Source organism: Salinarimonas chemoclinalis (assembly GCF_041514305.1).
GTDB classification, from domain to species: Bacteria; Pseudomonadota; Alphaproteobacteria; order Rhizobiales; family Beijerinckiaceae; genus Salinarimonas; species Salinarimonas chemoclinalis.
This window is the reverse complement of sequence record NZ_JBGMWH010000001.1, coordinates 667,931-679,916: the sequence shown is the minus strand read 5'-3', so window position 1 is coordinate 679,916 and position 11,986 is coordinate 667,931. Positions and strand designations below refer to the sequence as shown.

Annotated in this window: 15 protein-coding genes; 6 read left to right on the top strand and 9 right to left on the bottom strand. The window is 70.2% G+C overall.

Translation table 11 applies throughout. The annotated features are described in order from the left end of the window. Positions 1 to 21: 21 nt before the first annotated feature. Positions 22 to 456 (bottom strand): hypothetical protein, encoded by a 435-nt coding sequence (locus tag AB9M23_RS03085; RefSeq protein WP_372422363.1) that lies wholly within the window; start codon positions 454 to 456, stop codon positions 22 to 24. Positions 457 to 725: 269 nt separating this feature from the next. Next, a complete protein-coding gene (gene cobT / locus AB9M23_RS03080) occupies positions 726 to 1,763 on the bottom strand; it encodes a nicotinate-nucleotide--dimethylbenzimidazole phosphoribosyltransferase (RefSeq protein WP_372422361.1) in 1,038 nt (345 codons plus the stop codon). A gap of 156 nt (positions 1,764 to 1,919) precedes the next feature. Here cobT and AB9M23_RS03075 point away from each other — a divergent pair, with 156 nt between their 5' ends. The 5 genes from AB9M23_RS03075 to AB9M23_RS03055 all read left to right on the top strand — a co-directional run bounded on the left by AB9M23_RS03075 (position 1,920) and on the right by AB9M23_RS03055 (position 5,509). Beyond that, positions 1,920 to 2,759 (top strand): adenosylcobinamide-GDP ribazoletransferase, encoded by an 840-nt coding sequence (locus tag AB9M23_RS03075; protein ID WP_372422360.1) that lies wholly within the window; start codon positions 1,920 to 1,922, stop codon positions 2,757 to 2,759. A 14-nt stretch (positions 2,760 to 2,773) separates the two neighbouring features. After that, positions 2,774 to 2,998, top strand: coding sequence for a DUF1289 domain-containing protein (locus AB9M23_RS03070; RefSeq protein WP_372422358.1), 225 nt, complete (start codon positions 2,774 to 2,776; stop codon positions 2,996 to 2,998). Next, a complete protein-coding gene (locus AB9M23_RS03065; RefSeq protein ID WP_372422356.1) occupies positions 2,998 to 3,693 on the top strand; it encodes a retropepsin-like aspartic protease family protein in 696 nt (231 codons plus the stop codon). Before AB9M23_RS03070 ends, AB9M23_RS03065 begins: the two co-directional genes overlap by 1 nt. Positions 3,694 to 3,812: 119 nt before the next feature. Next, positions 3,813 to 5,030 carry an NADP-dependent isocitrate dehydrogenase gene (locus AB9M23_RS03060; protein WP_372422354.1) on the top strand — a complete coding sequence of 406 codons (1,218 nt, stop codon included), beginning with the start codon at positions 3,813 to 3,815 and terminating at the stop codon, positions 5,028 to 5,030. A gap of 269 nt (positions 5,031 to 5,299) precedes the next feature. Beyond that, complete coding sequence (locus AB9M23_RS03055; protein WP_029029258.1) at positions 5,300 to 5,509, top strand: cold-shock protein; 210 nt, start codon at positions 5,300 to 5,302, stop codon at positions 5,507 to 5,509. Positions 5,510 to 5,633: 124 nt separating this feature from the next. Here the strand turns inward: AB9M23_RS03055 and AB9M23_RS03050 are convergent, their stop codons facing one another. The 3 genes from AB9M23_RS03050 to infA all read right to left on the bottom strand — a co-directional run bounded on the left by AB9M23_RS03050 (position 5,634) and on the right by infA (position 6,590). After that, the gene (locus tag AB9M23_RS03050) at positions 5,634 to 5,804 is read right to left on the bottom strand and encodes a hypothetical protein (RefSeq protein WP_372422352.1); all 171 of its coding nucleotides are present in this window, start codon (positions 5,802 to 5,804) and stop codon (positions 5,634 to 5,636) included. Between the two features lie 133 nt (positions 5,805 to 5,937). After that, positions 5,938 to 6,234, bottom strand: coding sequence for a ribbon-helix-helix protein (locus tag AB9M23_RS03045; RefSeq protein ID WP_372422350.1), 297 nt, complete (start codon positions 6,232 to 6,234; stop codon positions 5,938 to 5,940). Positions 6,235 to 6,308: 74 nt separating this feature from the next. Continuing rightward, positions 6,309 to 6,590, bottom strand: coding sequence for a translation initiation factor IF-1 (gene infA, locus AB9M23_RS03040; RefSeq protein ID WP_029029259.1), 282 nt, complete (start codon positions 6,588 to 6,590; stop codon positions 6,309 to 6,311). Positions 6,591 to 6,891: 301 nt separating this feature from the next. On the opposite strand from infA, the gene AB9M23_RS03035 reads away from it, so the two are divergent. Then, positions 6,892 to 8,292 carry a hypothetical protein gene (locus AB9M23_RS03035; RefSeq protein ID WP_372422348.1) on the top strand — a complete coding sequence of 467 codons (1,401 nt, stop codon included), beginning with the start codon at positions 6,892 to 6,894 and terminating at the stop codon, positions 8,290 to 8,292. A 77-nt stretch (positions 8,293 to 8,369) separates the two neighbouring features. Here AB9M23_RS03035 and ccoP read toward each other — a convergent pair whose 3' ends face one another. The 4 genes from ccoP to ccoN are packed head-to-tail and all read right to left on the bottom strand — an operon-like array spanning position 8,370 to position 11,794. Next, positions 8,370 to 9,245 (bottom strand): cytochrome-c oxidase, cbb3-type subunit III, encoded by an 876-nt coding sequence (gene ccoP / locus AB9M23_RS03030; protein WP_372422346.1) that lies wholly within the window; start codon positions 9,243 to 9,245, stop codon positions 8,370 to 8,372. 4 nt (positions 9,246 to 9,249) lie between these two features. Further along, positions 9,250 to 9,402 carry a cbb3-type cytochrome c oxidase subunit 3 gene (locus tag AB9M23_RS03025; protein WP_029029263.1) on the bottom strand — a complete coding sequence of 51 codons (153 nt, stop codon included), beginning with the start codon at positions 9,400 to 9,402 and terminating at the stop codon, positions 9,250 to 9,252. Positions 9,403 to 9,412: 10 nt separating this feature from the next. Continuing rightward, entirely contained in the window at positions 9,413 to 10,150 is a 738-nt protein-coding gene (ccoO, locus tag AB9M23_RS03020; RefSeq protein WP_372422344.1) for a cytochrome-c oxidase, cbb3-type subunit II, read from the bottom strand. Between the two features lie 15 nt (positions 10,151 to 10,165). After that, entirely contained in the window at positions 10,166 to 11,794 is a 1,629-nt protein-coding gene (gene ccoN, locus AB9M23_RS03015; protein ID WP_372422622.1) for a cytochrome-c oxidase, cbb3-type subunit I, read from the bottom strand. Between the last annotated feature and the right edge of the window lie 192 nt (positions 11,795 to 11,986).

Here is an 11,986-nt window from a genome sequence, read left to right as displayed (position 1 = left end):
ACTGAGACGGCGATGCGTGCCTCAGGCCGCGCGCTCGGCCTTGCGCGCGGCGTCCTTCAGGCGCTTGGGCACCTCCGGCGCGTCGAGGACGTCGCGCATGCGCATGACGCCGCCGCGCATGACGAAGACGAGCAGCGTCTCGTCGACCCGATGGGCCTCGCGCACGATCTGCGCGATGGCGCGCCGGGCGTTGTCGCTGGGGCCGCCGCAGGCGTTCACCGAGGTGACGAGCCAGCGGGCGAGCCCGGGATCGACGACGCCGGTGGGGCGCGCGCCCCACACGACGAAGTCGACGAGCAGGGATGCGAACAGCTCCGACCAGGCTCGAGCGGCCGCCTCGTCCGCCCGTTTCACGGTGCGGTCGAGCGCGATGAGGACGTCCGCCTCCTCCCGCGTGGAGATGCCGTCCTCGAGAGCGATGGCGCGCAGGCACGCCACGTCCTCGATGGTCATCATACCCCTCTCGCAGAGATTATCGGCGAATTCGCGCAAAGCTTGATCGATCATGTTCGACGCCTCCCCGGTCTTCGTGGTCGTGACCGGTGTGTTGGTTCGTACGATGACCCTGATCGATTCGGCTTGGAGGAGTCTTAATCCGAAAGCGTCAACACGCGTTCAGGTTAAGCGTGCGTGCGCGACGATGGTTTAGCGATGCTTGCCGCGCGCGGGGGCGGTGTCCGCCGGCTCGACGCGGAACGGATCGACCCGGCGCGGAACGTCCCCCTTCAGCCCTGCTTCTTCGAGACGTTCGCCTGGTCGAAGGTCGCCATGTCGACGTGGCAGGCGCAGGCCGCCTTGATCACGCCCATCGCCAGCGCCGCGCCGGAGCCCTCGCCCAGGCGCATGTTCAGGGCGAGGAGCGGCGTCTTGCCGATGCGCTCGAGCGCCTCGCGGTGGGCGCCCTCCGCGGAGAGGTGGCCGGCGACGCAGTGCTCGAGCGTGCGCGGATCGAGCGCGTGGAGCACGGCGGCGGCGGCGGTGGCGACGTAGCCGTCGACGACGACCGGGACGCGCTCGGCGCGCGCCGCGAGGATGGCGCCGGCCATGGCGCAGATCTCGCGCCCGCCGAGCCGGCGCAGCACCTCGAGCGGATCGGCGAGCGCCGCGCCGTGCAGCGCGAGCGCGTCCTCGATCGCGGAGACCTTGCGCGCGAGACCCGCGTCGTCGACGCCCGTGCCGCGGCCGACCCAGTGCGCGGGCTCGCCGCCCCACAGCGCGCAGTAGATCGCGGCAGCCGCCGTCGTGTTGCCGATGCCCATCTCGCCGATGCCGAGCAGGTCCGTGCCGCCGGCGATCGCCTCCATGCCGAAGGCCATGGTGGCCACCGCGTCCTTCTCGCCCATCGCCGGCTCGACCGTGAAGTCCTTCGTCGGGATGTCGATCGCGAGGTCGAAGACCTTGAAGCCGATGCCGTAGGCGGCGCAGATCTGGTTGATCGCCGCCCCGCCGGCGGCGAAGTTCTCCAGCATCTGCCGGTTCACCGCGTCCGGGAAGGCCGAGACGCCGCGGGCGGTGACGCCGTGGGCGCCGGCGAAGACGGCGACGAGCGGGCGCGCCACGGTCGGCTTCGGCTTGCCCTGCCAGGCCGCGAGCCACTCGGCGAGCCATTCCAGACGCCCGAGCGAGCCAGCCGGCTTCGTCAGCTCCGCGTCGCGGGCGCGCACGGCGGCGACCGCCGCCTCGTCCGGCCCCGGCATGGCGGCGACGAGCGCGCGGATGTCGTCGAAGGGCGTGCCGTCCTTCGGAGCGGACGTGTCGGTCATGGTGGCCTCCGTGGCCCGGGAAACGGGCGCGGAGGACGGGGAGAGCCGCACGCGCCGGGTGAAACGAGTCGCGCCGCGACGTATAGAGGAGCGGGCCGCATCTTTGAAGGCGGCGCGAGGGCACGGGTACCGGTACGGACGGAGCGGGCGAGGACCATGCACGGGACGCCGGACAATCGGGCGGCGGGACGCGAGGGGCCGGTGACCGGCCCGCTCACCGACGTCGCGCGGGCGCTGCGCTTCTACTCGCGCGTGCCCGTCCCGGCCCTGCCCTGGGAGGCGGACCCGCACGCCCTGCCCGACTTCGCCCGCATGGCGCGCATGCTGCCCGTCGCCGGTGCGATCCTGGGCGCCATCGGCGCGCTCGTTCTCGCCGGCGCGAGCCTCGCGGGCCTGCCGCCGCTGGTCGCCGCGGCGCTCGCCATCGGCGCGCTCGCGGCGACGACCGGCGCCCTGCACGAGGACGGGCTCGCCGACGTCGCCGACGCCTTCGCCGGCGCCACCACCCGCGCGCGGCGGCTCGAGATCATGAAGGACAGCCGCGTCGGCGCCTTCGGCGCGACGGCGCTGGCGCTGTCGCTGATCCTGCGCGTCGGCGCGCTCGCGGCGCTCGTCGAGGGCGCGGGCGTGCTCGGCGCCGCGACGGCGCTGTGCGCGCTGTCGACGCTCTCGCGCACCGCGACGCTGGTGCCGCTCGCGCTGGCCGACCCCGCCCGCGCCGACGGCGCCTCCGCCTCCGTCGGGCGGCTGCCCCGGGCGACCCTCGCGCAGGCGGGGGCGATCGCGGCGGCCCTCGCCCTCGCCCTCGCCCTCGCCGGAGGCCTCCCGCTCGCCGGCATGCTCGGCGCCTGCCTCGCCACCGCGCTCGCCGGATGGGCGATCACCCGCTGGTCGGTGGCGAAGATCGGCGGCCAGACCGGGGACGTCGCCGGCGCCGCCCAGCAGGTCGCGGAGATCGCCGCCGCGCTCGCCCTCTTGATCGCGCTCGCGCGCTGACGAGATATGGAGGCATGAGCACCATCTCCTCCCCCTGCATCAAGGTCTGCCTCATCGACGAGGAGACCGGCCTGTGCGAAGGCTGCGGGCGTACCCGCGCCGAGATCGCGACCTGGGGGCGGATGCCCGAGGACGAGCGACTGACGATCATGGCCGGGCTCGAGCGGCGCATGCGCCGCGCATTCCTGGGCGAGGACGTCGCGGGGGACGAGGTCGGGGCCCGGGGCGAGGCCGGCTGATGCCCGGGGCGATCGGCCTCGCGCTCCTCGCCTTCGGGCTCGCCGCCCTGGTCTGGACGCACGGCGAGCGCGCGATCCTGGGGCTGCCGCCGGAGGAGTTCGCGCGGCTGACCGCGCTGACCGCGCTGGTGCTCTTCATCTCCGGCTCGCTGTTCTCGCGCTATCGCGGACGCTTCGCGGCCTTCGTCGGCCACCTCGTCTCGTGGGTGGTGATCTTCATCGGCCTGATCGTGCTCTACACCCACCGCGTCGAGCTCGAATCGGTCGCGCTGCGGGTCATGGCGGAGCTGCGCCCGGGCGCGGCGGTGACCGTCGCGCCGGGCGAGGTCAGCGTGCGCCGCGGCTTCGACGGCGCCTTCGTCGTGCGTGGCGCCGCCAACGAGACGCCGCTCGACTTCATCTTCGACACCGGCGCGAATGTCGTCGTGCTCACGGCGGACGCCGCCGCGCGGCTCGGCTACGGCGCGGACGACCTCGCCTACCGCGTCCCCGTGCTCACCGCCAACGGCCGCACCCTGGCGGCGCCGATCGTGCTCGACACGCTCGCGGTGGGGGACATCGTCGAGACCGACGTGCGCGCGCTCGTCGCGCGGCCCGACGCCCTGCCGGGCAACCTGCTCGGCATGAGCTTCCTCGACCGGCTGGACTCCTACGAGGTGCGGCGCGACGTGCTGGTGCTGCGGGGGCGGGGGTAGGCTCGACGCCCCCCACTCCGGCGAAAGCCGGGCTTCCCCCGTCGCCGAAGGCGGGCTAAGACGCGGCCCGGAAGGGGGGCGCGCAGCGTCCCGAACGCGAGAGCCTAAGAGGTCGAACGATGGCGAAGATCAAGGTCGCGAACCCCGTGGTGGAGCTCGACGGCGACGAGATGACCCGGATCATCTGGGCCTACATCAAGGACAAGCTGATCCACCCCTATCTCGACATCGACCTCGAGTACTACGACCTCGGCGTCGAGCACCGCGACGCCACCGACGACCAGGTGACGATCGACGCGGCCCACGCCATCAAGAAGCACGGCGTGGGCGTGAAGTGCGCCACCATCACGCCGGACGAGCAGCGCGTCGAGGAGTTCGGCCTCAAGCAGATGTGGCGCTCGCCCAACGGCACGATCCGCAACATCCTCGGCGGCGTGATCTTCCGCGAGCCGATCATCGCCAAGAACGTGCCGCGCCTCGTGCCGGGCTGGACGCAGCCGATCATCGTCGGCCGCCACGCCTTCGGCGACCAGTACCGCGCCACCGACTTCAAGATCCCCGGCAAGGGCCGCATGACCATCAAGTTCGAGGGCGAGGACGGCACCGTCATCGAGAAGGAGGTGTTCCAGTTCCCGGGCGCCGGCGTCGCGATGGCGATGTACAATCTCGACGAGTCGATCCGCGACTTCGCCCGCGCCTCGCTGAACTACGGGCTGAACCGCAAGTACCCGGTCTACCTGTCGACCAAGAACACCATCCTCAAGGCCTATGACGGCCGCTTCAAGGACCTGTTCCAGGAGGTCTACGAGAACGAGTTCGCGGACGCGTTCAAGGCGGCCGGGATCACCTACGAGCATCGCCTGATCGACGACATGGTCGCCTCGGCGCTCAAGTGGTCGGGCGGCTACGTCTGGGCCTGCAAGAACTACGACGGCGACGTGCAGTCCGACACGGTGGCCCAGGGCTTCGGCTCGCTCGGCCTGATGACGTCGGTGCTGATGACGCCCGACGGCAAGACGGTGGAGGCCGAGGCCGCCCACGGCACGGTGACGCGCCACTACCGCGAGCACCAGAAGGGCAAGGAGACCTCGACGAACTCCATCGCCTCGATCTTCGCCTGGACTCGCGGCCTCAAGCACCGCGCCAAGCTCGACGGCAACGCCGAACTCGACCGTTTCGCGGACACGCTGGAGAAGGTCTGCATCGACACCGTCGAGGCCGGCCACATGACGAAGGACCTCGCCCTCCTCGTCGGCCCCGACCAGCGCTGGCTGACGACGACGGGCTTCCTCGACAAGGTCGACGAGAATCTGAAGAAGGCGATGGCCGCCGGCTGAACGCGGGCGTCCGCCGGCCCGGCCCGCGCGGCCGGGCCGGTGTTTTTTCACTGCGCCGCCTCCGTTTCGCCCCGCGCGACCTTGGAATCGACACGATCCCGGTGTATCTGAAGATCATCGAGTTTTAGGCCGGACGACTTGGCCAGGATGCGCGCCACCTCGAAGAGAGTTCCGGTGCGTGGCTGACGACCTTCTCCGAGACATCGATATTCGTGGGCGCGCGTTCGCGCGTGTCCGACAACCCACGCATGCCTCGACAGGAGATCGCCATGCAGACCGGTACCGTGAAGTGGTTCAACGCGACCAAGGGCTACGGCTTCATCCAGCCCGACGAGGGCGGTGGCGACGTGTTCGTGCACATCTCCGCCGTGGAGCGCGCGGGCCTGCGCGGCCTCGACGAGGGCCAGAAGGTGTCCTACGAGGTCGTCGCCGACCGCCGCACCGGCAAGTCCTCGGCGGACAAGCTCGCCGTGGCGTGAGCCGATGCGGGGCCGCCTTGCGGCGCGCCCGCCATCCATGAGACGCGAGAAGGGCGCCGGCCGCGAGGCCAGGCGCCCTTTCTCGTGCCCGGGTCGATTTCGTGCCCGCGAATAACCCTCGAAATCAGTCTCGCGGCTCGTCGTCGCGCGCCTGCCGAGCCGGCGGCCACTCGCGTGCCGCGTGGACGAGCGCCAGGATCGAGACGACCCGCCCGTCGACCTCGTAGGCGAGGCGGTAGCTCGGATGCGGGAACGGCTCGCCTGTCCCCGGGGTGTGGCCGGCGTGCCCCAGCAAGGGAAGATCGACCAATTGTGAGGCGGCATGGGAGAACTTTTGTCGAGCCGTGTGGCCGCTCTCGGGTTGTCTCTCGAGACGTAGCTCAGAATATCGCGTCGATCCTGGACCGCTTCGGGTGTCCAGCGGACGATCACGTACGATCGACGCCGAGCCCGCGCCGTCGCTCGGCGAACTCGGCCTCGACATCCTCGTTGGAGATAACGTCTCCCGCCCGGTAGGACGCCATCGCGATCTCGACCTTGCGCCGCAGGAACGCCTCGTACTCGGGCGTCGGGGGCTCGCGCTCGCCGCGCTTCTCCTCGACGTAGCCGCGGACCAGCGCGCGCAGGACCTCGTCCGGGGGCACGTCGTCGATCGCTGCCGCGCCGAGAAAGGCGTCGCGCAGCTCCGGATCGAGTTCGACCGTCAGAGTGGTCACGTCGTCCATCCCGACCTCCTCGCGCATCCCGGCGATGATACCCCGTCCCGGGCCCCCGGGCCAGCATCCCCGGAGCGCCGGCGTCACCGCCGGCGTGGGCCGCCGGGGCGCGAGCCGCCCGGGCGGGGGCCGACGGGCCCGCGGTCGTCCTTGTGCCGGAACACGAGACGTCCCTTGTCGAGATCGTAGGGCGACATCTCGACGGTGACGCGGTCCCCGGCGATGGTCTTGATGCGGAACTTGCGCATCTTGCCGGCGGTGTAGGCGATCACCTCGTGGCCGTTCTCGAGCTCGACCCGGAACTTCGCATCGGGGAGAACCTCGGTCACGACGCCCTCGAAGGTAATCAGCTCCTCTTTCGCCATACGGTCATCCTCTGATCAGCGAAACCCACCGCCACGCCCCGCGGGCGGCGGTGCCGAAATTGCGCTCTGGCTTTAAACCCGCGGCCGCGCGAGGTCAAACGCCCCGGAGCGCTCGCTCCCGGGCGGACGAGGGGCCGCGCGCCGGTCGGGGCGCGCCTGTCTCGTCGTGAGAAATGGTGCACGAACCGCCGGCGCGCAAGGCGGCGTCTCTCCCTCGCGACGGATGGGGTTGATCGCCATCGGAAGGTTCTGCAATCTGGACGGACCGCACGGGGCGACGCACGCGGAAGGGGCGAGAGGGATGGGTGATCTGGAGAGCGTACTGAAGGAGAGCCATCGCGCACGGCTGTTCCCGGTTCTGGCGGAGACGTCGAAGGAGGGCCGCGCCACCTCGATCCTCCTCGCCTGCCTCGCCAGCGTGCACGAGTTCGGGCGCGTCATGATGGCGAGCCTGGGCCAGCGCGTGGGCAGCCGGGCGCGGATCGCGGCCTATACGGAGCTGAGCTTCCCGATGGGCCGCGGCGAGAAGGCCGCGCGGCCGGACGGGCTGCTCGTGCTGGAGGTGGGCTCCCGGCGCTGGACCGCGCTCGTCGAGGCCAAGGTCGGCGCCGCCGATCTCGCGCCGGCGCAGGTCGAACTCTACTGCGAGGTCGCGCGGCGCTACGGCATCGACGCCGTGGTGACTCTCTCCAACGAGTTCGCGGCCCTGCCGTCGCATCATCCCGTCGCCCTGCCCGCGGCGGCGCGCAAGAAGGTCGACCTGTACCACTGGTCTTGGATGAACGTGCTGACCCAGGCGACGCTCCTGATCGACGGCGAGGACGTGGCGGACACCGACCAGGCCTTCATCCTCGCGGAGCTGGTACGCTTCCTCGCGCATCCGAGCACGGGCGTGAAGGGCTTCGACCGGATGCCGGCGTCCTGGCCCGATCTCTGTGCGAAGGCGCAGGCGGGCGCGCCGATGTCGGCGGGCGCGGAGGCCGTCCGCGAGACCGTCGGCGCCTGGCACCAGGAGGTGCGCGATCTCTCCCTCATCCTCAGCCGCCAGCTGACGGCCGAGGTCGAGCCCGTCGTGCCGCGCACGCAGCGCGCCGACGCGGAGGCGCGGCTGAAGGCGGACGCCGAGCGGCTGTCCCAGGAGCATTGCCTCGCGGCCGGGCTGCGCGTGCCCGACGCGGCCGCGCCGATCGAAATTCGCGCCGACCTGCGGGCGCGCGCCATCGTCGTCTCGATGCGGGTGCGCGCGCCGGAGGATCGCCGGAGCAACCGCGCGCGGCTCGGCTGGGTGCTCAAACAGCTCGAGGCGAGCGAGCCGGACGGGCTGCACGTGCGGCTGCACTACGTCGGCCGCGCGCCCTCCCGGCAGGCGCCGCTGACGCAGGCGCGGGCGGAGCCGGAGGAGATCGCCGGCGGGCGCGATGCGCCCGAACTCGTCTCGATGGAGATCCTGCTGGTGCGCGACCTCGCCGCCCGCTTCGCCCAGCGCAACAAGTTCATCTCGGAGCTCGAGGCCGCCGTGCCGAGCTTCTACGAGCGCGTGGGCCAGCACCTGAAGGGCTGGCAGCCCCGCGCGCCGCGCCTGCGCGAGGACCGCGCCGAGCCCGAGAGCGTCAGCGTCGAGGCGCTCGCGGAGGCGGGCGAAGCAGACGGGGACGCGGGCGGCGGGCCGGGTGACGGATGGCTCGTGCCGGTGCAGGAGTGAGGAGGGTCGAGACGAAAACGGCGGGTCCCGAAGGGCCCGCCGTTTTCGTCGTCGTCATCCGGCCGACCAGCCGCGGCTCACTCGCCCCCGCCCAGCGTGTGCACGTACACCGCCAGCGCCTTCACGGTCGCCTCGTCGAGGCGCTCGCCGAAGTGCGGCATCATCCCGGCACGACCGTTGACGAGACCCTCGAGGATCACGTCGCGGTCCGAGCCGTAGAGCCAGATGCCGTCGGTGAGGTTGGGCGCGCCCATGTCCTGGATGCCCTCGCCCGCCTCGCCGTGGCAGGCGGCGCAATTGACGGCGAAGAGCTCGGCGCCCGCGGCGGGGTCGAAGCCCGCGGGTGTCTCGAGGCCCGCGATGTGGCGGACGTAGTCGGTCAGCACGAGCGCGTCCTCGCGACCGAACCAGCCGTCGCGCACGAAGGCGGGCATGTCGCCGAAGCGGGTGTCCATCGGCGTCGAGCGGATGCCGTAGGTGATGGTGTGCTGGATCGCCTCCAGCGTGCCGCCCCACAGCCAATCGTCGTCGACGAGGTTGGGGAAGCCGACCGCCCCGCCGCCGCCCGCGCCGTGGCAGGCCGAGCAATTGTCGCCGAAGGCGGCGCGCCCGTAGGCCTGGGCGAAGGCGAGGAGCTGCGGGTTCTCCTCGATCGAGGCGAGTTCGACGTCGCGGAGCGCCGCGATGTCGCCGCCGCGGGAGGCGTCCAGCCGCTCGAGGTCGCCCACCACCGCAGATCGCGAATTCCAGCCGAGGATGCCGCCCGTGGCCGAGTTGACGAGCGGAATCGCGGGATAGAGCAGCACGTAGAGGAACGACCAGGCGATCGTCGCGTAGAAGATGTACAGCCACCACCGCGGCAGCGGATTGTTGAGCTCGGTGATGCCGTCCCACTCGTGGCCCGTGGTCGAGACCCCAGTCACCTTGTCGATGTTCTGCTTGTTCTGGGCCATGACCTCAATCCTCTTCGATCGGCGTCCGCGCGGCCTTGTCGAAGGTCGAGCGGTTGGACGGCATGAGCGCGTAGGCGATGACGAGCAGGAACCCGAAGATGAAGATCAGGAGCCCGCCGGTCTGCGCGAAGGAGGCGAGAAGCGAATAGGTCTCCATGGCGGCCTCCTCAGCGCACGTTCGCCTGGCCGTCGTAGGTCGAGAAGTCGACCAGCGTGCCCAGCGTCTGCAGGTAGGCGACGAGCGCGTCGCCCTCGGTGATGACCCCGTCGGAGCGGCCCGAGAACGAGCGCGCCTGCGCCTTCGGGTATCGCTCGAGCAGGCCCGCCTGGTCGGGATCGTCCATGGTGGCCTGGATGATCACGTCCGTGCGGGCGTTCTCGATCATCTCTCGCGTGTAGGGCACGCCCATCGCCGCTTGAACGGCGAGGTCGGTGCCGATCGTCTCGAACGCGAGCGGCGTCTCGAACAGGAAGGGATAGCCCGGCATGATCGAGGCCGGCACGACCGAGCGCGGGTCGACGAGGTGCGCCACGTGCCAGGCGTCCGAGTACTTGCCGCCGACGCGCGCGAGGTCGGGCCCCGTGCGCTTCGAGCCCCATTGGAAGGGCTTGTCGTACATCGACTCGGCAGCGAGCGAGTAGTGGCCGTAGCGCTCGACTTCGTCGCGCAGCGGACGCACCATCTGGCTGTGGCAGTTGTAGCAGCCCTCGCGGATGTAGATGTTGCGTCCGGCGAGCTCGAGGGGGCTGTAGGGCCGCATGCCCTCCACCTCCTCGATCGTGTTCTTGAGATAGAAGAGCGGCGCGATCTCGACGATGCCGCCGATCGCGACGACGCCGATGATGCCGGCCACCAGGACGACCGAATTCTTCTCGAAGACTGCGTGCTTGTTCCAGAGAGACATGTTCCGCCCCTCCCCTTACTCGGCCGCGACGAGCGGCGACTTCGGCTCGGCCTCGACGACCGGCTTCACCGCGCGAACGGTCATGACCAGGTTGTAGACCATGATGAGTGCGCCCGCGAGGAACAGGACCCCGCCCAGGCCGCGGATGACGTAGTAGGGGTGCATCGCCTCGGAGGTCTCGATGAACGAGTACTCGAGGAAGCCCAGCGCGGTGTACGCCCGCCACATCAGGCCCTGCATGATGCCGGCGACCCACATGGAGGAGATGTACAGCACGATGCCCAGCGTCGAGATCCAGAAGTGCCAGTTGACCAGCTTCAGCGAGTAGAGCCGCTCGCGGTTCCACAGCCAGGGCACGAGGCAGTAGATCGCGCCGAAGGAGATGTAGGCCACCCAGCCGAGCGCGCCCGAGTGCACGTGGCCCACCGTCCAGTCGGTGTAGTGCGAGAGCGAGTTCACGACCTTGATCGACATCATCGGGCCTTCGAAGGTCGACATGCCGTAGAAGGCGATGGAGACGACCATCAGGCGCAGCACCGGGTCGGTCCGCAGCTTGTCCCAGGCGCCCGAGAGCGTCATCAGGCCGTTGATCATGCCACCCCAGGAGGGCATCCACAGCATGATCGAGAACACCATGCCGAGCGTCTGCGTCCAGTCCGGAAGCGCCGTGTAGTGGAGATGGTGCGGGCCGGCCCAGATGTAGAGGAAGATCAGCGCCCAGAAGTGGATGATCGACAGCCGGTAGGAATACACCGGCCGCTCGGCCCGCTTGGGCACGAAGTAGTACATGATCGCCAGGAAGCCCGCGGTGAGGAAGAAGCCGACCGCGTTGTGGCCGTACCACCATTGCACCATCGCGTCCTGCACGCCCGACCAGACCTGGTAGGACTTCGCCGAGAACAGCGACACCGGGATCACGGCGTTGTTGCCCAGATGCAGGATGGCGATCGTGACGATGAAGGCGAGGTAGAACCAGTTCGCCACGTAGATGTGCGGCTCCTTGCGCTTGCGCAGCGTGAGCATGAACATCAGCAGGTAGGCGACCCACACGACCGTGAGGAACAGGTCGGCGTACCACTCGGGCTCGGCGTATTCCTTCGACTGGGTGATGCCGAGGAGGTAGCCCGTGCCGGCGATCAGGATGAAGAAGTTGTAGCCCACAACGACGAACCACGGCGTGATGTCGCCGGCGAGCCGCGCGCGGCTCGTGCGCTGCACGACGTAGAGCGAGGTCGCCAGCAGCACGTTTCCGCCGAAGGCGAAGATCACGGCCGAGGTGTGGAGCGGGCGCATGCGGCCGAAGTTCAGCCAGGCGACGTCGAAGTTCAGCGCCGGGTACGCCAGCTGGAAGGCGATCAGCACGCCGACCGTGAATCCGGCGATGCCCCAGACCATCGCCGCCACGGTGGCGAACTTGACGGGACCCATGTTGTAGTTGGGCTTGCCGTCGATCTCCTGCGGCGGCAGCGTCGCGGGGCGATCGTTGTAGCGGTTCATGATCGCGAACACCGCCGCGACGGAGCCCGCCGCGAACAGGTAGGCGTGGAAGGCGTAGGCCGCTTCCCAGGCTTTGGCGGCGACGACGATGGAGAGGAGCGCGAGCGCCGCGAACGCGAGCGCGCTCCCCCCTTCGCCGAGCGTCATCCTCTTGCCCGGAGCGACCGGCGATGCGCCGATGGAGGCCATGGAAATCCCCTCGAGATGCTGCCGTGACTGATACGCGCCCGGACGATCTGGTCCGGGCCTTGGCGGCACCATTCCTGGAACGGGCCCCATCGGGCCTTGATCTCGGTCAATGAGACGGCATTCTCGACGAGGAAATGCCCAGCGGAAGGG

Bases quoted from the DNA above. Each gene is read 5' to 3' on its own strand.
- AB9M23_RS03075 (WP_372422360.1), top strand. From the start codon at position 1,920: ATGCACGGGACGCCGGACAATCGGGCGGCGGGACGCGAGGGGCCGGTG.
- ccoN (WP_372422622.1), bottom strand. From the start codon at position 11,794: ATGACGCTCGGCGAAGGGGGGAGCGCGCTCGCGTTCGCGGCGCTCGCG.
- infA (WP_029029259.1), bottom strand. From the start codon at position 6,590: ATGGCGAAAGAGGAGCTGATTACCTTCGAGGGCGTCGTGACCGAGGTT.
- AB9M23_RS03070 (WP_372422358.1), top strand. From the start codon at position 2,774: ATGAGCACCATCTCCTCCCCCTGCATCAAGGTCTGCCTCATCGACGAG.
- AB9M23_RS03085 (WP_372422363.1), bottom strand. From the start codon at position 456: ATGATGACCATCGAGGACGTGGCGTGCCTGCGCGCCATCGCTCTCGAG.
- AB9M23_RS03035 (WP_372422348.1), top strand. From the start codon at position 6,892: ATGGGTGATCTGGAGAGCGTACTGAAGGAGAGCCATCGCGCACGGCTG.
- AB9M23_RS03025 (WP_029029263.1), bottom strand. From the start codon at position 9,402: ATGGAGACCTATTCGCTTCTCGCCTCCTTCGCGCAGACCGGCGGGCTC.
- ccoO (WP_372422344.1), bottom strand. From the start codon at position 10,150: ATGTCTCTCTGGAACAAGCACGCAGTCTTCGAGAAGAATTCGGTCGTC.
- AB9M23_RS03055 (WP_029029258.1), top strand. From the start codon at position 5,300: ATGCAGACCGGTACCGTGAAGTGGTTCAACGCGACCAAGGGCTACGGC.
- AB9M23_RS03060 (WP_372422354.1), top strand. From the start codon at position 3,813: ATGGCGAAGATCAAGGTCGCGAACCCCGTGGTGGAGCTCGACGGCGAC.
- AB9M23_RS03045 (WP_372422350.1), bottom strand. From the start codon at position 6,234: ATGGACGACGTGACCACTCTGACGGTCGAACTCGATCCGGAGCTGCGC.
- cobT (WP_372422361.1), bottom strand. From the start codon at position 1,763: ATGACCGACACGTCCGCTCCGAAGGACGGCACGCCCTTCGACGACATC.
- AB9M23_RS03065 (WP_372422356.1), top strand. From the start codon at position 2,998: ATGCCCGGGGCGATCGGCCTCGCGCTCCTCGCCTTCGGGCTCGCCGCC.
- ccoP (WP_372422346.1), bottom strand. From the start codon at position 9,245: ATGGCCCAGAACAAGCAGAACATCGACAAGGTGACTGGGGTCTCGACC.